This window comes from Streptomyces sp. NPDC040410, from assembly GCF_055595715.1.
The window spans coordinates 373,725-390,811 of record NZ_JBVIVK010000006.1 but is presented as its reverse complement, the minus strand read 5'-3'; the positions used below and the strand labels follow the sequence as shown (position 1 = coordinate 390,811).

The window sequence follows — 17,087 nt, the reverse complement described above, 5'->3', positions numbered from 1 at the left end:
CGTCCCAGCCGGTGGCTGACGTCAGCCTGTAGAGCCTGGTCCGTCCCGAAGCGGGTCAGTCGGCCTGCCGGTCGCAAGACCACGCACGGTTCCTCCTGAATGTGCCGCGGCACTCAGCACGTCGGAGTGGATGGCGATGAGCTTCATCACGGTCAGGGCGGTTGCCGCGATACGCAGGGCATTGACCACGAACCACGTCCACGCCAGGGTGTGGACCCGTGCCGAGTCGCCGATCGGGGATCCGAAGTAGAGCGTCCCGTTGATCTGTGTGACCGCGATTCCCGTGAGCACGGCCACTGCGATGTGGCCGCCCAATGCGGCGCGCAGCCGGGCACGGTTGGCCGGAGACAGTTCGCCGCGCCCGAGCCAGAGCAGTACGAGCGAGGCGAGGGTGGGAAGAGCCACGATCGTGTAGTAGAAGACGGGGTTGGTGGCCCAGTGATACGGGTCCCACAGTGCCTGGGCCTTCGCCGCGGACGATCCGAACATCACGTTCGGCACGTCGACGACTTCCTCGTACAGGAAGCCGAAGAGGTACCAGGCATTGCCGATGATGGCCACGCTCAGGGAGCGCCTCGTGCGAGGACTCATCCGCTCGCCCCCTGCGTCCCGCCGCGCCGGGTCACCAGGCACTGAACGCGACAAGCCCCGCCCGTCACGGGACCCCGGATCGGTGCACCACTCACCCGCCGAAACCGACCCAGCACCCGAATCATCCTCATGGACATCGTCAACCATGACGGGAAGGGTAAGCCTCCCGCTCAGACCCACCGCGCCCGCAGATACTCCCAACCCTGAAGTGCCGTAGAAAGTTGAGTAGTTCCACCGGCACCAACGGGCAGCAACTCGTCCCTCGGCACAGCAGTACGTCCAGGCAAGCTCCGCCGCGGGTCAGGCGGAGCGGATGAAGTCGACCAGCAGTTTCGGCTCCTGCCGCCGTTCACCGAACGTCCGCTCCTATCCGCCCGCGAAGCAGAAGCCTCGGGGGCAGGACACCGCTGTCCCGCGGTACCTGCCCCTATCGCTTGGGCTGGGCTGCGTACTACGGCGGAGCCGAACCGTCCTTGGCGGCGAGGGGGCTTTTCGGATGTTGAAGGTCTGCTCACTGTCCATTCGGCCACCTGGAATAGATCTTGTCGTAGTGCGGTTCGGTGAGGGCGGAACGCTCTCGAACCGCCCAGAGAAGTGGAACCGCCGTGATACACATCAAGGTCACCCAACCCCCGGACCACTCAGCGCAGCCTGATCGATACCGGCTCGATGGTGCCGCCGAAGCAGCACCGGACACCGACGCCATCGAGGGCGTGAGCGTGCGCGTCAGCACGCTCCAGATCGTCCGGAGCACCCCGGACGTCATCCGGCGCTCGGCAGCGGCGGCTTCGAGTGGAGCCGCCGCATGAGTCTCGCCGACCGTCGTGTGGTCATCACCGGCGCCGGCCGGGATTTCGGCCGCGCCCTGGCTCACCATTTCGCCGGCCTCGACGCGGAGGTCTTCCTCGCCGCACGCACCCTGGAAGCAGCTGAACGCACCCGGGCCGAGATCCTCGACCGCGGTCACGACCGGGTACACGCGTTCGCCTGTGACCTGTCCGATCCCGCCTCGATCCGTGCGTTCGCCCAGGCCGTTGGTCAACGCACCGACCGCATCGACGTTCTGGTCAACAACGGAGCCCGCTGGCTGGAAGGCCCGGACCTGTTGTCGGCCTCCGATGAGGACGTGGCCGACACCCTCGCCTCAGGTGGCACGGGCACCATCCTGGTGACGAAGAACCTGCTGCCACTGCTGCTGGCCTCCGATCGCCCCGACGTCATCACGATGGTCTCGGTCTGCGGAGTGTCCGGGGCCCAGCACCCGAGGGCACACGAGGCGTACTACGCCGCCAAGCACGCCCAACGAGCCTTCACCGAGTCCCTCTCCCGTCGACTGCGTCCTCGAGGAGTCCGCGTCATCTCCCTGTTCCCGCCGGACTTCGAGACCCGCGACCCCCTGTCGCCGGAGTGGGAATCGACGCCGCGCGGCGCCCACGACCCCCTCGCCGCCCAGTCCCTGCTCGACTGCATCACCTTCGCGATCCGGCAACCACGGGACTGTTACATCAGCGCCTTCCACTTCGAATCCATGAGCCCGCCCATCACTACAGCAGGATGACGGCGAGCTGGTGGCCACCTGTCCACGCTTGGTGGCCGGTGTGTTGGGGTGACTGATCGGATGGCGTGGCATTCACCGGTCGCGGGCAGCCAGGGCCGGCTGGTTCTGTTCACGGATCACGACGGCGATTGTTCAGCACTCTGGGTGGCGCCCGCCCGGGGCCGAGGTCGATGTTCACGAGAACGGACAGCACCCGTCGACTCACTCCCCGTCCCGGGCAGGGGATGGCCTTCCTGGGCCTCGGTACCCGTAGTGGCCGTTGTTCGACCGGTCGGGATTCGGCCTGGTGACTGCTGCAGTTTCCCGGCGGACAGGCAAGGCAGACCGGCCGGTCCTCGGTCTGCGGGTATCGGTGGACCTTTCGCCTCGCCTGCGGCGCACGCCCGTGGTGCGATGAAACAGGGGGTCGGGAAGGAGAGAGCGATGATCCCACCGGCAGGGGAGCGCAAGAGTGGCACGGGCCCTGTGTCGGTCCGCCCGCTGGGTGAGGCGGACCTGGACCGGGCCGACGAGATCTTCAGGGTCGCCTTCGGGACGTTCCTCGGGCTTCCCGAGCCGAAGACGTTCTTCGGGACCGCCGACTACGTCCGCACTCGCTGGGCGGCCGATCCACATGCGGCCTTCGCAGCGACGGTCGAGGGCGAAGTCGTTGCATCGAACTTCGCCGTCAACTGGGGCAGCGTCGGGTACTTCGGCCCGCTGACCGTACATCCGGACCTGTGGGACCAGGGCGTCGGCAGGCGCCTCATGGAGCCGGTCATGGACCGCTTCGAGACCTGGGAGAACCGACACCTGGGCCTGTTCACCTTCTCGCACAGTCCGAAGCACCTTGAGCTCTACCGCCGGTACGGTTTCTGGCCCCGATTCCTCACAGCCATCATGAGGAAGCAGGTCGCAGGCAGTGCCGCGGTCCCCGGCCGAGTGCTGTACGGCGAGCTTCCCGACGCCGAGCGGCCCAACGCCCTGAGCCTCTGTCGCACCCTGACCGAGGCCGTGTTCGAGGGCCTGAGCGTGGAACGCGAGATCGTGGCCACGCACGCGCAGGGACTCGGTGACACCATCCTGCTCCAGGGGGTCGGCTCCGAGCTCGATGGCCTGGCCGTCTGCCACTGCGGAGCCGGGTCGGAGGCCGGAGAGGACGTGTGCTTCGTCAAATTCGGCGCCGTGCGCCCTGGCCCGGAGGCGGCCGACCGGTTCGAACGACTGCTCACCGCGTGCGAGCGGCTCGCCGCCGAGCGCGGCCTGGGGCAACTGGACGCCGGAATGAACCTGGCCCGCCAGGATGCCTACCGGCGAATGGTCGACCGCGGTTTCCGCACCTGGTTGCAGGGCGTGACCATGCACAGGCCCAACGAACCCGGCTACAGCCACCCCGGCGCCTACGTGATCGACGACTGGCGCTGAGACCCGGCCACACTCGGCCGGCGAGGAAGGCCCGGTGCTGCGCGAACCCGTGAACGTTCCGCCACACCGTGCCCGTCCTCACTCCCGGTGACGGCGACCGGGCGACCGCCCATCACTCGTGGCCTCGCCAGGGTTCGCCGATCTGCTCGGGGGTGGCCGGCCCCCGGGCCCGCGACGGCCTCAGCCGGGCGTGGGAGGCGGGAGGACCTTGTCGGGCTGGTAGCCGAGGGACTCGCTGGCCTCCTGCGCGGCATCGACGACAACGGGCGCGAGGCGGTCCACGTGAACTGCACCGGCCAACGAGCATCCGGACACCAGAAGGCAGGAACCCGGGTGCCCACGCTCCGAGGCCCGCTCGGCGAACACATCAAAGTGCCGCTGCGGTAGTCTGATCCGGCACACACAACGCGGCCCGGTTGGTAGCCCGGGCGCTGCCGTTACGCGGCAGTCTGTATCCGCCCTCTCCAGGGATGTCCGGTGTGCCGGAATCCGGCCTCGTCAGGCTGGCGTTTTCGTTCGCCCTGGAGAGATCATTGTCCACTTCTGTGACGTTCACCCTCTGCTTTGAGACTCCGTTCTGGGTCGGCGTTCTTGAGATCGCCGAGGCGGGAGAAGTGCGCGCGACGCGGCACGTGTTCGGCAGCGAGCCCACCGATGCCGAGCTGTATCAGTTCCTGTTGTGCCATGGCCTGACCCTGTTGGAACGCGCGCATGCCAATCCTGCGGTGCCCGCAGAGTCCCGCCGCCTGGCTCGCCCCAACCCGAAGCGTGCGATGAGGCTTGCCACCCGTGAGGCGGCCAGGGTTGCTCAGGGGCGACGCAGCACTGCTTCCCAAGAAGCGCTTCGGCTGGAAGTCGAGCAACGCAAGTCGCGCTCCGCGGAGGAGGCCAAGAGACGAAAGGAAGAGGATTCTGAGCACAGGTACGCCGTCGCGCGCGCCAAGCGCAAGCTACGCAAGCGCGGCCGTTGAGAGGCAGCCCGATGCGGGCCGGGCCTTTCTTGCTGCGGGTGAGGCGGCGGGTCATGCACGTGATCACGGCCCACGTGATCAGCGTTTCGGCGTGCTGGACGAGTCGTTCGTAGTCCCACGCATGCCGACGGGCATGCATGATCCAGGCGAGCGACCTGTTCTGGCGATCCGGCCGTAGGCGCGCCCATGCGGCCGACGGCGGGGCGTTCAGCACAGCACGGAGAGTGAGCCGGGCAGCACCCTCGCTGTGACGGGGAGTACGGCGTCGACCTCGCCGTCGGCGCCGTACGGAATCATCCGGTCCGCCTCGATGCGGATCTCCCGGCCCCGCAGGACCCGCACTTCGGGGCGGTGGACGTGCGCGCCCGACTTCAGCTCGTTCATCAGGGTGAAGAAGAGGCGCCGCGGCGCATGACGGATCATCACCACATCGAGGAGCCCGTCGTCGACCCGCGCATCGGGGGCGATGAGGCGGCCGGATCCGTAGTAGGCGGAGTTCGCGGCCACGACGGTGTAGCCGCGGTGTGTGTGCTCCTCACCGTCGACGGTGACCTGATAGGTGACCGGGCGCCAGGTGGCCGCGGCACGCAGTCCGCCCATGTAGTACGAGGCGGCTCCGCGCAGCACTCTGGCGCGGTTGGCATGGCGGTTGGCGAGTGCGTCCACGCCTGCGTACACACTGCCGAGTGCGACGGTGCGACCGTGGGCGGACTCCACTTCGATGGTGTCGACGAGACGGGGGACGTTGCCGAGCAGGACCCGGGCAAGCGCGGCCGGGTCGGTGGGCAGCCCCAGCGCTCGGGCGAAGTCGTTGCCGCGGCCGGCCGGGACCAGTCCGAGGACTGTGCCCGTTCCGCTGAGCGCCCCTCCGATGCCGCCGACGATCCCGTCTCCGCCGACGGCGAGGACCACCCGCTGCCGCGACCCCGCATGCCGGGCCAGGTCCTGTGCGTGGGCCAGACTGCGGCTGTACTCGGTCTCCAGCTCGGCCCCCGCCTCGCGCAGCAGCCTGGCTACCCGGAGCAGTGCCGCGACCCCCGTGGATCCGCCGGCCGTGGGGTTGACGATGGCGGTGAACTGTCGCATCGAAGTGCCTCCGAAGGCGGCTGACGGGTCGTGCACGGACTGTAGTGGGGTGGGGTGGAGTGGGGTGGGCGGAGCCGGATCAGTCGGCGGGCAGGAGGATGCCCGGGTTGAGCAGCCCCGTGGGGTCCAGCCGTCGTTTGACCGCCTGCAGGGCGTCGATGCCGAGCGGTCCGGCTTCCCGTACATACCAGTCCCGGTGGTCGCTGCCCACACCGTGGTGGTGGCTGATCGTGCCGCCGGCGGCCATGATCGCCTCGTTCGCGGCGTGCTTGGCGGGCGCCCAGTGCGCCACGGGATCGTCACCCTGCGCCGACACGACGGTGAAGTACAACGAGGCGCCGTTCTCGTAGACGTGAGAAACGTGGCACGTCACCAGCGGTGGAGTGCCCGACGCGGTGAGCGTGGTGGTGAGGGCTGTACGGACGGAGGCGTACAGCTCGGGCAGGCGGGACCAGAAGGCCGCCGTCTCCAGCGTCTCGGCGAACGCCCCCGCATCCAGCAGCGCGTCACGCAGGTAGGGCGCCGAGTAGCGGCCATGAGCCCAGCTCTCCCCCGGCTCCTCGCCCAGATAGGTGCCGCCGCAGTCGCCCAGCACGGCGGCGGCCCGCTCCCGGCGGTACGTGGTGTCCTCCTCGGTGCCCTCATAGCCTGCGATCGCCATGCATCCCGCGGCCGGAGGGAGGCCGGAGAAGCCGATGGCATCGGGCTGGGCGAGGCCGATCAGCGTCTCGGACTCGTCCGACAGACGCAGCACGGTCGGCCGCGGCCCGTCCTGGGCCAGACGCCGCAGGGCGGCGGCGCCATCTTCGAAGGAGGCGAAGCGCCATCCTTCGTAGATGCGGGTCTTGGGGAGGGGGCGGATCCGTACCGTCACCGATGTGATGACACCGAATGCTCCCTCGGAGCCCAGGATGAGCTGACGCAGGTCGGGGCCTGCGGCCGAGCGCGGCGCGCGGCCGGCGTCGAGGGTGCCGGCGGGGGTGGCCAGGGTGAGGCCGAGCACCATCTCATCGAACCGGCCGTACCCGGCGGACGCCTGTCCGCTGGAGCGTGCGGCGGCGAATCCGCCGATGGTGGCCCACTCGTAGGACTGGGGGAAGTGACCGAGGGTGAAGCCGTGTTCGGCCAGGAGCACTTCGGCGTGCGGAGCTCTCAGTCCGGGTTGCAGGGTTGCGGTACGGGAGACCGGGTCGAGGGCGAGCAGAGCGTCCATGCGGCCCAGGTCCAGCGCGACGAAGGGGCGTCGCAGCTCAGGCGAGAGACCGCCGACCACAGACGTGCCGCCGCCGAACGGCACCAGGGCCAGGTGATGTTCGGCACACACCCTCAGCACGGCACGTACCTCGTCGTGGCTCGCCGGGAGGACCACGGCGGCCGGGATGCCGTCCACGTCGCCGCTGCGGATCCGCAGCAGATCGGGGGTGGACTTGCCGCGGGTGTGCCGGATGCGGGCTTCGGCGTCGGTGCGGACGTGGGCCTCGCCGCCCACGGCGTCGACGAGCGCCCGGCGTGCGGCGGGGTCCAGCGGTGACTCGGGCGCTGCGATCTCTTCCAGGGCGACCGGCTCGGCGCTGCGGGGCTTGACCCCGAGCAGGTCGCGCAGCAGCCCGATCACCGTGTCGGGCAGCGGCGTCGCCCTGGCCGGGTCGCCCCAGCCGCTCCACAGCATGTCCATGCGCTTGTCCTCACCGGTCGTTGCGAAAGTGTGCCGTCTCCTGCACTGCCACGCAGGCGTTACACTGTGACACATGACGCCTATTCGTCACAACGCTTCGGACAGTGATCCGGTTCTCGACGCTGTGCGCGACTGCGTCCTGGCCGTCGGTGTCCGGCGCACCACACTCACCGACGTGGCCCGCCGTGCGGGCGTCTCCCGGATGACGCTGTACCGCCGCTGGCCCGATGTGCGCTCCCTGGTCGGCGACTTGATGACCAGGGAGTGGATCGAGGCGGCCACCCGGGCGATGCCCCGACCGACACCGGGGACCGGCGCACGCACCCTGATCGTCGACGGCCTGGTGAGGGGAGTGGACGCCTTCCGCGCTCATCCGCTCTTCCGCAAGATCATCGACGTCGACCCCGAGCTGCTCCTCCCCTACGTACTGGACAGGCGCGGCGCAAGCCAGGAAGCCCTGCTCGAAATGCTCGCCGACGCCCTGCGGGAAGGGCACGCCGACGGATCGGTGCGGCCCGGCCACCCCGCACGACAAGCCCGGTCCCTGCTCCTGGTCGCCCAGTCCTTCACCCTGTCACTGCGCACCATGACCGACGAGGACGACCCCGACCTGACCGCCGAGGCCTTCTACGCAGAACTGCGCACCATCCTCGAGAGGACCATGACGCCATGAGCCCCAGCAGCACGGCCTCGCCCTCCCACCCGGTTCCGGGGTCGTCCCTGACCGCCGCCCGCCGTCTGCGCGAACTGGCCGGGAGCGCCGGCGGTCCGACCGTGGACGTTCTGGTCGTCGGTCTCGGCGCGACCGGTGCCGGAGCTGCACTGGACGCCGCCGCCCGCGGACTGACGGTCGTCGCGATCGACGCCCACGACCTGGCCTTCGGCACCTCGCGCTGGAGTTCCAAGCTCATTCACGGCGGCCTGCGCTACCTCGCCTCCGCCCAACTCGACGTCGCCCACGAAAGCGCACGCGAACGCGGAGTCCTCATGGAGCGCACGGCACCCCATCTGGTGCGCGCCCAGCCGTTCGTGCTGCCCCTCACCCCGCTGGTCTCCCGCGGTCAGGCCGCACTGGCCTGGGCCGGCTTCCGCGCCGGCGACGCACTGCGCCTGGCGGCGCGCACGGCACGGGCAACCCTGCCCGCACCGCGCAGGCTCTCCGCGGCAAAGACGCGCCACCTCGCTCCCGCGCTGCGCGGCGCCGGACTCCGCGGAGGCCTTCTGTCCTGGGACGGCCGCGTCACCGACGACGCCCGTCTGGTCACCGCGATCGCCCGCACGGCCGCGGCCCACGGCGCACGGATCCTCACGCGCGTACGGGCGCTGGAACTCACCCGGTCCGGCGCCCGGATACGGGACGAACTCACCGGTGAGGAGGGTGAGATCAGGGCCCGTGCCGTGATCAACGCATGCGGCGTGTGGGCGGGCGGTCTGGTCGACGGCGTCCGCATCCGCCCTTCGCGGGGAACCCACCTCGTCCTGCGCTCGGACCACCTCGGCGCCCTCCCGGCCGGTCTGCACATCCCGATCCCCGGCGAGACCAACCGCTTCGTCCTCGTACTGCCCCAGGGTGACGGCCGGATCTACGTCGGACTCACCGACGAACCCGTCGACCACGACATCCCGGACATCCCTGAAGTACCCGAGACGGACATCGGCTTCCTGCTCGACGTCCTGGGCTCAGCCCTGGACGTCCCCGTCCACCGCCATGACGTGGTGGGCGCCTTCGCGGGCCTTCGCCCCCTGCTGGACACCACACCGGTCGCGGGCTCCGGCGCGGCGGCCGGCACCGCGGACATCTCCCGCAAGCACGCGGTTCTCACCTCCCCGGAGGGTGTGATCACCGTGGTCGGCGGCAAGCTCACCACCTACCGGCGGATGGCCGAGGACGCCGTCGACGCGGCCGTCGCCACCCATGGCCTGTCCGCGAAGCCCTCCCCCACCGCGTCACTCCCCCTGGTCGGCGCCGCACCGCCGCACACTCTCACCACACTCCGGGCCCCGCGCCGCCTGATCCATCGCTACGGCGCCGAAGCACCGGCCGTCCACGCCCTCAGCGCGCGGGATCCCCGGCTCGCCGAACCCGTCCTGGAAGGCCACCCCGTCACCCGGGCCGAACTGCTGTGGGCCGTACGCCATGAAGGCGCCCTCGACACGGCGGATCTCCTCGACCGCCGCACCCGCATCGGACTGGTCCCCGACGACCGAGCAAATGCGCTTGCCACCGCCCGTGACTTGTTCAGGCAGAACCAGGCAACAGGCTGAGATCCATCACGGGGGTGGGGCTCCACCACCGTCTGACCCGCGACTACGAAGCCCTGCCTGGCCGTTCGGAAGCCAGGATCCACCTCGCCATGTGGCCGACCTGATGGCCCGTCGGCTCACTGGGCGAAGCCACGACAAACACGCCTCAGAGCCTGGTGATCAAGGGCTTGCCATTGCGAGGTGGGCCACTCTGGCGGGTGATCGTGTTCCTGGGCCGGGGTATCCGTCGGCTGCGGGGCGAGGGATCGAGGGGTTCCGAGTGCGTGCGGGAGGTCTCGATGGTGTCCGTGATGTCGTTGATGGCGGCGAAAGCCGAGCTGGCGCGGGGGAAGGCGACGGAGTGGCAGGCCTTGCTGGCTGAGGCTCAAGAGGAGGTGGATTACTGGCTGGCGGAGGCCGCGGCGGAGGAGGACGCGGTGCGGCGGCTGCGGCTGGCGCTGGAGGAGCGCTCGGAGCTGACGGAGGCCGCTGCCTCCTTGAGTCAGGTGCTGACGGAGGTGGAAGAGGCGGCTGACGCGGTCGGGGTGTCCTTGCCGGGCCGCCGGGTGGAGGGGCCCGCGGGGGTCGGGAAGTCGGCGGTGGCGGTGCCGCGTGGACCGGTGGCGTCGTGGGGACCGGGGCTGGACGAGGGGGTGCTGCCTGAGGTGTATCGGGCGGCGCTGGTGGTCGTGCGGGAGGCCAGGGGGCCGGTGCTGGCCCGGCAGGTGGCCGAGAAGCTGGGCTGGGAGATGACGCCAGCCCGCCAGCAGCGGGCGCGGGATGTGTGTTCCCGGCTCGCGGCGAAGGGGTGGATCGTGAAGCGGGGCGACGGGAAGTTCACCAGGCTGCCCGGCTGATCTTTCGGGCGGGGATGTCGGTGCGGCCGGCGAGGCGGCGGCTCATGGAGATGCCCAGAGCGATCAGGACGATGGCCGCGTGGTGGTCCAGGCGGCGTTCGTAGTCGCGCACGCAGCGGCGCCGCCGGGTGATCCACGCCAGGGTGCGTTCCACGATCCAGCGTTTGGGAATGACCTTGAAGCCCTGGCCCTTGCGGCGGCCGGGGTGGTCGGGGATCTCCAGGTCGAGGCCGAGGGTCCGGCGGCTCCAGGGCACGAGCTCTCCGTCGTAACCGTGGTCCGCCCAGACCTTGTTGACCTGCCGGAACAGCAGGGTGAGGCGGTGGAAAAGTGCCATGGCAGCGGTCCGGTCGTTCACGTCGGCGGCGGTGACGGCCACCAGCAGGACCAGGCCGAGGGTATCGATGACGATGTGTCTTTTGCGGCCGTTGATCTGCTTGCCGCCGTCGAAACCCCGCGTCGCGGCCCCTGCTGTCTCGGCGGCCTTGATCGACTGCGCGTCGATGATCGCGGCCGTCGGCTGCTCGGAGCGTCCCGCGCGGCGGCGGACCTCCTTCACCAGCGCGGCGTGGATCGCGGTGAACACGTCCTGGTGCACCCAGCGGCGGAAGAAGTCGAAGACCTTGCGCGGCGGCGGGAACGGCTCGGGGAGCGAGCGCCACTTGACTCCGTTGTCCGCGAGATAGCGCAGCGCGTCCAGTATCTGCCGGTGGCAGTACTCCTCCGGCCGTCCCCCGCGTCCCTCCATCCACGGCGGGGAGGGGATGACCACGCGCACGTCCTCCCACTCGGTATCGGTCATGTCCGTCTCGAAGGCCCGCTCGTGGACGGGGCCGGACGGGACGTTGCCGTACCGGCAGGGCAGACACGCGCAGGCGTGAGCGGTGAAGTTGTCGGCAGACACGGCAGGTTGGTACAACTGCGGCACGGGGTCCTCCAGGGTGTTTCGTGGCAACGAAAAACTCTCCAGAGGGCCCCCTCTGCATGCCTGATGAGCCCCAGAAACCCACACTCGAACCACCGTGCCCGTCATCACCAGGCTCTTACGTCACCACCATGTCCCGGTGCTGTAAGGGAACTGGGCTCGGGGCACCCGCCCGCCCAGTCGGCCACTAGCGTGCGGCCATTGGGCCCGGCAGCCCAGCCGACCACCACACCCCGGGAGACTCCGCCATGCCCATCCTTGGTCCCCGCACCCTCCTCGCCACGATCGCCCTCGCAACCACGCTGACGCTGACCGCCTGCGACCCCGCAGCCGAAGCCGAAGCCCCTCCCGCCGCTCCCGCCGCCTCCGCCCCTGTCTCCGCGCCCGCAAGGTCCGCCTTCTCCACCTCGCCCGCCGGTTCGGGCAAGCACACGCTGGCCGAGGCCGCCACCGCCGGCGGGCTCACCAGGGCCACCGGTGCCAGCGCGGTCTCCGACGTCCCGGTCGACCCGGGCGAGATGCGTGACGGCATGCACCTGGTGGTCGCCGACTACAACCGTGCCGGGCAGACCTCCGGCCGCCGCATCCTTTTCGTTGGCGTCGACAGCGTTCCCGAGGACACGAACAAGCGTCGCGAGCACCTTTGGCGCGGCCTGATCGACTACGCGCTGCAGAACGGCTCCACCGGCACCCCCACCACCGCCAAGCCGTACCAGCCCGGCCCGTTCGGCGGATCCCTCGAGTGTCTCAGCCTGCCCGAGTCCGCCAACGCCACCGACGTCATCTGCGGCTGGTCCGACACCACCACCGCCGCCGTCGCACTCTTCCCCCGCACCACCCCGGCCGAGGCCGCCCGCCTCTTCGCCGCCATGCGCGCCGACCTCGAACACTGACCGCCCCGTCTACCGCACCCCCATGGCCGGGGCGTCGCGCAGGCAGCGGCGCCGCCGGGTGATCCACGCCAGGGTGCGTTCCACGATCCAGCGTTTGGGAATGACCTTGAAGCCCTGGCCCTTGCGGCGGCCGGGGTGGTCGGGCATCTCCAGATCGAGGCCGAGGGTCCGGCGGCTCCAGGGCACGAGCTCTCCGTCGTAACCGTGGTCCGCCCAGACCTTGGTGACCTGCGGCCTTGATCGACTGCGCGTCGATGATCGCGGCCGTCGGCTGCTCGGAGCGTCCCGCGCGGCGGCGGACCTCCTTCCCCAGCGCGGCGTGGATCGCGGTGAACACGTCCTGGCGCACCCAGCGGCGGAAGAAGTCGAAGACCCTGCGCGGCGGCGGGAACGGCCTGATGAGCCCCAGAAACCCACACTCGAACCACCGTGCCCGTCATCACCAGGCTCTCAGTGATATGGGCTGGCAAGATGACGTCTGTGACGATAAATGACAGTCTCAAGGCGCAGGCGGAAGCAGGGCAGGTCGAGGCCATGAACCGCCTCGGCACCGAGCTCATGAAGCAGGACATGACCGATGATGCCGAGGAGTGGTACGAGCGCGCCGCCCGGGCCGGCTCTCCGAGCGGGATGTACAACCTGGGGCTCCTCCGATGCCGTGACCGCGGTGACGACGCAGGGGCGGAACTGTGGTGGCGCCAGGCCGGAGAGGCCGGGCACGTCCGGTCCATGGTCGCGTTGGCCGATATGGCGTTCAGCCGAGGCGGCGTCCAGACCGCCGAGCCGTGGTACCGGAGGGCCGCCGCGGAGGGAGACGCAGAGGCGGCGTTCGGGCTCGCAGTGCTGCATACCGATCGTGGCGAGTCCGCGGAGGCGCTCACCTGGTACGAGCGCGCCGCGGCCGGCGGAGATCGACGGGCGATGTCCAATCTCGCTTCCCACCATGCTCTCCACGGTGATCCCGATGCCGAACTGCACTGGTGGCAGCGCGCAGCGGAAGCGGGTGACACCGCGGCGGCGTACAACCTGGCCATCTGCCTGCAGGAACTGTCGGACATTGCCGAAGCACAGCGCTGGTACCGCTTCGCCGCGGAAGCCGGCCACACCGGCGCCGCCACCAACCTGGGGATTGTTCTCGCCCAGCAGGGCAACCTGACCGGCGCCGAACCGTGGCTGAGCCAAGCCGCTGAGGGCGGGGATCCCGACGGCATGAACAACTATGGCGTGTTGTTGCGGATGACTGGCCGGGAGGCCGAGGCGAAGGCCTGGTTCGCGCGAGCGAAGGAGGCCGGCAATCCGATGGGCAATCAGCATTGACGTGAGCTGTACCCCCGTCTCGTCGACCGCCAACGCGAGACGACGGGCGAGCGGTTTCCGGGACCGGATCGCTCGCCACAACCGGCCGGGTACCTGAGATGGTCTCGGATGGTGCTCTCGCTCCCCGTCAGGCCGCGATGTAGTTGACGATCAGGAACACCTCCCCCACCCCGTCCGGCGGAAGCGACCGGAAATCCGGGGCGCCGGTACGTCGCAGTTTGAGCGTCCAGGGGCCCAGGTCGATCTCGTTGCCGGTCAGGTCCTTGGCCCCGCGGTGCAGGCCCTCAAAGTAGGGGTTCGGGGCCGATCTGCAGGAGGTCGGCGGGGGCGGTTCCGAGCGGGGAGAGCTGGGCCTCGAAGGTGTGGGCCGGATCCCCGGGGCGTACGACGACTTCGACCCGGCGGGCCTTGCGCGAGCCGAAGCCACGAGTGCAGTACGGCAGGCCCTCGGCGAGGTCGTCGAGGATGATCGCCTGGCCGTCGGCCTGGCTTGCGGGATGCAGGAAGCGGTACCAGGCATCAGGGTACTCGCGGCGCAGGTCGAAGACCCGGTACAGGCCGCGCCGTCCCTCGGCCAGGGCCGCTTCGCCCAGGGTCTGGCGCAGTTCGGCGGCCGACCGGTCACGCAGAACGGCTCCGCCCTCCGCGCCGTGTAGCGCAGCTGCAGCACCATGTCGGTGATGGAGGAGAACTCGAACTGCGGGAGGTCCTTGTTGAGCCTGAGGTGCCAGGATCCACCCGCCCCCGCTCCCTCGAAGGGCAGAAAGCGACAACGACGACGGCGTGTACGCCTCGCCGACGGCGTCATTTATGAAAGCGACGTGGAAGTCGACCTTTCCGGCTTCATGCGGTCAGTTTCCGGGGAGTACGCGTCGTCCGAGAACACGGCCTACAAGTTCACCGTCAGGGTCGCGGGGGGCTGCGTTGCGTGCCACGATCCAGGGCCGCAACACTTCAGGTGGCACCCATGCTCTCGACCTTTGACGGATTCCGGGATGTCCGGCCGTCGGCGTCGGTTGCGGCGGTCGTTGCCGTCAGTCGATCGAAAGTCGCGAGCCCCGGGATACGAAGCCTTGAAACGCGCGGTGCGCTGGGTTCTGGAGGCTGCCGCGCGCGGGAAAAGGAGCTGCGCGGCCTCCCGTTGCAGGAGGTCAGCGCAAGATCATCCCTGGGGAGACGGTCTTCGGCAGCCATCCTGCACGTCCACTGCTCTCCTCGCATGCGTAGAACTACTCAAAACATTTCGGAATCTCGGCCCGCTTCAGGGGGCTTTCAGCCCCAGGCCGGCAGGTGCGTTCCGTCGTGTCGGCGGTTTTGTCGAGCAATGTCGTCATCAAAGCCCAGCAGATTATGGCTTTTTGAAGACACGTCAACACTTGTGCACTTGTCCGCAGTCCCGCGGAGGTCTGAGCAATTCGGGGTACCAGCAGGCCGAGTCAATGCTGTGCGGACACGGATGCGAACATGGTTGCGCCAGGTGCAGTCCGGTCGTCGGAACGGCCGAAGAGAAAAGGAGCCGAGTGGAAGCGTTCACGGCCTTGGAGGCTGACGATCCGACGCACGTGGGGCCGTTCAGGATCGTGGCGCGTTTGGGTGAAGGCGGGATGGGGCGGGTGTACCTGGGGCTTTCCCGGGGTGGGCGCGCCGTCGCGGTGAAGGTCGTACGGCTCGAACTGGCTGAGGATCCGGAGTTCCGGCGTCGGTTCAGGCGTGAGGTGGAAGCGGCCCGCCGGGTGAACGGGGTGTTCACCGCCGGCGTGGTCGACAGCGATCCGTACGGCGCGCCGGCATGGCTGGCCACGGCCTACGTCCCGGGGGTCTCGCTGGCCGACGCGGTGGCCGAGCACGGGGCGTTGCCGCAGGAGTCGGTCGCTGCGCTGGGCGCGGGGCTTGCCGAGGCCCTGGAGGCGATCCACGGCGTGGGGGTCGTGCATCGGGATCTGAAGCCGTCGAATGTGCTGCTTGCCCTGGACGGGCCTCGGGTGATCGATTTCGGGATCTCGGTGGCGAGCGAAGCGACCGCCTTGACACGGACCGGTGTGGTGGTGGGCACGCCGGGGTTCATGTCTCCGGAACAGCTGACCGGCGAGCGGGCCGGGCCGGCGAGTGATGTGTTCTCCCTGGGATCGGTGCTCGCCTACGCCGCACGAGGAGCGGGGCCTTTCGGCGCCGGATCGGTACAAGGGCTGCTGTTCCGCATCGTGTACCAGGAACCGGACCTGACGGGCATCTCCGGGGGACTGCGGGATGTCGTGGAGCGGTGCCTGGCCAAGAAGCCTGACGAGCGGCCCACCGTGCCTGAGGTACTGGAGGAACTGGCCGGGCTGGCCGGGCCACAGAGCGGTGCGCCGACCCCGGGAGCGGCCTGGCTGCCAGAACCGCTGGCCCACACCGTGCGCATGCGCACCGCGCATCCCACGCCCTCGACGGTGCCCACCGGCACAGCCCTCGCAGCGGCTCCACCCACACCTCCGGCGGCGACTGCCGGGAGCACGGATGAGACGCCGCATGCGCGGCGCGGCCCCGGCCGACCCACACCCACCGTCCAGTCCGATTACGCGCCCAGGCCCGGTGCATCCGACCGTCCGGCCGCGGCAGCCCACCCCGCCACCTTGGCCGGAAACCACCCGACAGCACCGGACCCAGGTCAGCCCCCCACCCAGACAGCCGTGGCACGCACGCCGCCCAGCTCAAACCCGGCGTCGCCGTCCCCCGAGCCGGAGGAGGCGGGGAATCGCGGTGTCTCACGCGGGTCGGCTCTGGTGCCCGGCTCCGATTCGGACAAGCCGGTCAGGCCCACGCGCCGCACCGTCCTGCTGCTGGCCGCGGCGGGTGTGGGCACCGTGGGAGTCTCCAGCGGCATCTACCTGGCCCGGACAACCGAGATCACTTCTCCCAGGGCCGGGAAGCCCTCTGCCACTCCCGACCGACCCGCGGAGCCGACCTCGACTCCGTCGAAGCACGCCAGACCGATCCTCCTCGACTCTCCGGTGGAGGAGTTGACGTTCAGTCCCGATGGCGGACTCCTGGCGTGCGGCTGCGCCGACGGGAAGATCCGGATGTGGAATCCCAGGACCGGCAAGCGCAGCGCCACGTTCACCACGCCCCAAGTGCCCAATGCGGACTCCTACTGGTCCGTGGTCGGGGTGTACGCGGTGGCGTTCAGTCCCGACGGCGGGACCCTGGCCGGCGGTTGCGCCGACGGGAAGATCCGGATGTGGAATCCCGCGACCGGTAAGCTCAACGCCGCTTTCAATACGCCCGAAGTCCAGGAAAAGGACAGCTACTTCGTCGGGTGGCAGGTCGGAGTCCGGTCGGTGGCCTACAGCCCCGATGGCAGGACCCTGGCCAGTGGCAGCGCCCCCCACATCTTCCAGCTGTGGGACTCGGCGTCCGGCGAACGCATCGCCACTGACGACGGGCTTCCCAGCGACATCAATTCGCTGGCGTTCAGCCCTGATGGCACGATCGTGGCCACCGGTTGTGAGGATGGGACGGTCCGTTTGTGGAGCGCGGTGACGGGCAGGCGCACCGCGACCCTGAAGGGCCACACAGACAGCGTGAAC

Annotated in this window: 15 protein-coding genes and 1 pseudogene; 10 read left to right on the top strand and 6 right to left on the bottom strand. The window is 69.6% G+C overall.

Annotated features, from left to right (window positions below; all coding sequences use genetic code 11):
- Positions 1 to 21: 21 nt before the first annotated feature.
- Positions 22 to 591 carry a hypothetical protein gene (locus ACZ562_RS16140; protein ID WP_471178732.1) on the bottom strand — a complete coding sequence of 190 codons (570 nt, stop codon included), beginning with the start codon at positions 589 to 591 and terminating at the stop codon, positions 22 to 24.
- An 805-nt stretch (positions 592 to 1,396) separates the two neighbouring features.
- On the opposite strand from ACZ562_RS16140, the gene ACZ562_RS16135 reads away from it, so the two are divergent.
- From ACZ562_RS16135 to ACZ562_RS16125, 3 genes are all read left to right on the top strand, one after another.
- Complete coding sequence (locus ACZ562_RS16135; protein ID WP_471178729.1) at positions 1,397 to 2,149, top strand: SDR family oxidoreductase; 753 nt, start codon at positions 1,397 to 1,399, stop codon at positions 2,147 to 2,149.
- 423 nt (positions 2,150 to 2,572) lie between these two features.
- Complete coding sequence (locus tag ACZ562_RS16130) at positions 2,573 to 3,553, top strand: GNAT family N-acetyltransferase (RefSeq protein WP_471178726.1); 981 nt, start codon at positions 2,573 to 2,575, stop codon at positions 3,551 to 3,553.
- 470 nt (positions 3,554 to 4,023) lie between these two features.
- Entirely contained in the window at positions 4,024 to 4,524 is a 501-nt protein-coding gene (locus tag ACZ562_RS16125; protein WP_471178723.1) for a YjdF family protein, read from the top strand.
- Between the two features lie 207 nt (positions 4,525 to 4,731).
- Here the strand turns inward: ACZ562_RS16125 and ACZ562_RS16120 are convergent, their stop codons facing one another.
- Together ACZ562_RS16120 and ACZ562_RS16115 are read right to left on the bottom strand one after the other, a co-directional pair.
- Positions 4,732 to 5,610 carry a YegS/Rv2252/BmrU family lipid kinase gene (locus ACZ562_RS16120; protein ID WP_471178721.1) on the bottom strand — a complete coding sequence of 293 codons (879 nt, stop codon included), beginning with the start codon at positions 5,608 to 5,610 and terminating at the stop codon, positions 4,732 to 4,734.
- 79 nt (positions 5,611 to 5,689) lie between these two features.
- The gene (locus ACZ562_RS16115; RefSeq protein WP_471178718.1) at positions 5,690 to 7,285 is read right to left on the bottom strand and encodes an FAD-binding oxidoreductase; all 1,596 of its coding nucleotides are present in this window, start codon (positions 7,283 to 7,285) and stop codon (positions 5,690 to 5,692) included.
- A 73-nt stretch (positions 7,286 to 7,358) separates the two neighbouring features.
- On the opposite strand from ACZ562_RS16115, the gene ACZ562_RS16110 reads away from it, so the two are divergent.
- The 3 genes from ACZ562_RS16110 (at position 7,359) to ACZ562_RS16100 (ending at position 10,386) form a co-directional block, all read left to right on the top strand.
- Positions 7,359 to 7,958 carry a TetR/AcrR family transcriptional regulator gene (locus ACZ562_RS16110; RefSeq protein ID WP_471178715.1) on the top strand — a complete coding sequence of 200 codons (600 nt, stop codon included), beginning with the start codon at positions 7,359 to 7,361 and terminating at the stop codon, positions 7,956 to 7,958.
- Complete coding sequence (locus ACZ562_RS16105) at positions 7,955 to 9,550, top strand: glycerol-3-phosphate dehydrogenase/oxidase (RefSeq protein WP_471178712.1); 1,596 nt, start codon at positions 7,955 to 7,957, stop codon at positions 9,548 to 9,550. Before ACZ562_RS16110 ends, ACZ562_RS16105 begins: the two co-directional genes overlap by 4 nt.
- A 197-nt stretch (positions 9,551 to 9,747) precedes the next feature.
- Complete coding sequence (locus tag ACZ562_RS16100; RefSeq protein ID WP_471178709.1) at positions 9,748 to 10,386, top strand: hypothetical protein; 639 nt, start codon at positions 9,748 to 9,750, stop codon at positions 10,384 to 10,386.
- Here the strand turns inward: ACZ562_RS16100 and ACZ562_RS16095 are convergent.
- Entirely contained in the window at positions 10,367 to 11,290 is a 924-nt protein-coding gene (locus tag ACZ562_RS16095; RefSeq protein WP_471178706.1) for an IS5 family transposase, read from the bottom strand. The genes ACZ562_RS16100 and ACZ562_RS16095 overlap by 20 nt on opposite strands.
- 269 nt (positions 11,291 to 11,559) lie before the next feature.
- Here ACZ562_RS16095 and ACZ562_RS16090 point away from each other — a divergent pair, with 269 nt between their 5' ends.
- Positions 11,560 to 12,204 (top strand): hypothetical protein, encoded by a 645-nt coding sequence (locus tag ACZ562_RS16090; RefSeq protein ID WP_471178703.1) that lies wholly within the window; start codon positions 11,560 to 11,562, stop codon positions 12,202 to 12,204.
- A gap of 9 nt (positions 12,205 to 12,213) precedes the next feature.
- Here ACZ562_RS16090 and ACZ562_RS16085 read toward each other — a convergent pair whose 3' ends face one another.
- Positions 12,214 to 12,390, bottom strand: coding sequence for a hypothetical protein (locus ACZ562_RS16085; protein ID WP_471178701.1), 177 nt, complete (start codon positions 12,388 to 12,390; stop codon positions 12,214 to 12,216).
- Positions 12,391 to 12,684: 294 nt separating this feature from the next.
- Between ACZ562_RS16085 and ACZ562_RS16080 the strand changes: the two genes are divergently transcribed.
- Positions 12,685 to 13,521 (top strand): tetratricopeptide repeat protein, encoded by an 837-nt coding sequence (locus tag ACZ562_RS16080; protein ID WP_471178698.1) that lies wholly within the window; start codon positions 12,685 to 12,687, stop codon positions 13,519 to 13,521.
- Positions 13,522 to 13,883: 362 nt separating this feature from the next.
- Positions 13,884 to 14,177: a hypothetical protein gene (locus ACZ562_RS16075; RefSeq protein WP_471178848.1), complete on the top strand. Its 294-nt coding sequence runs from the start codon at positions 13,884 to 13,886 to the stop codon at positions 14,175 to 14,177.
- A 47-nt stretch (positions 14,178 to 14,224) separates the two neighbouring features.
- Here ACZ562_RS16075 and ACZ562_RS16070 read toward each other — a convergent pair.
- Positions 14,225 to 14,329: pseudogene (locus tag ACZ562_RS16070) on the bottom strand (hypothetical protein); the annotation flags it as partial.
- A 712-nt stretch (positions 14,330 to 15,041) separates the two neighbouring features.
- Between ACZ562_RS16070 and ACZ562_RS16065 the strand changes: the two are divergent.
- Positions 15,042 to 17,087 (top strand): protein kinase domain-containing protein (locus tag ACZ562_RS16065; RefSeq protein WP_471178695.1); only part of this gene is annotated, 2,046 nt, incomplete at its 3' end.

Bases quoted from the DNA above. Each gene is read 5' to 3' on its own strand.
- ACZ562_RS16105 (WP_471178712.1), top strand. From the start codon at position 7,955: ATGAGCCCCAGCAGCACGGCCTCGCCCTCCCACCCGGTTCCGGGGTCG.
- ACZ562_RS16125 (WP_471178723.1), top strand. From the start codon at position 4,024: ATGTCCGGTGTGCCGGAATCCGGCCTCGTCAGGCTGGCGTTTTCGTTC.
- ACZ562_RS16120 (WP_471178721.1), bottom strand. From the start codon at position 5,610: ATGCGACAGTTCACCGCCATCGTCAACCCCACGGCCGGCGGATCCACG.
- ACZ562_RS16115 (WP_471178718.1), bottom strand. From the start codon at position 7,285: ATGGACATGCTGTGGAGCGGCTGGGGCGACCCGGCCAGGGCGACGCCG.
- ACZ562_RS16110 (WP_471178715.1), top strand. From the start codon at position 7,359: ATGACGCCTATTCGTCACAACGCTTCGGACAGTGATCCGGTTCTCGAC.
- ACZ562_RS16090 (WP_471178703.1), top strand. From the start codon at position 11,560: ATGCCCATCCTTGGTCCCCGCACCCTCCTCGCCACGATCGCCCTCGCA.
- ACZ562_RS16140 (WP_471178732.1), bottom strand. From the start codon at position 591: ATGAGTCCTCGCACGAGGCGCTCCCTGAGCGTGGCCATCATCGGCAAT.
- ACZ562_RS16135 (WP_471178729.1), top strand. From the start codon at position 1,397: ATGAGTCTCGCCGACCGTCGTGTGGTCATCACCGGCGCCGGCCGGGAT.
- ACZ562_RS16130 (WP_471178726.1), top strand. From the start codon at position 2,573: ATGATCCCACCGGCAGGGGAGCGCAAGAGTGGCACGGGCCCTGTGTCG.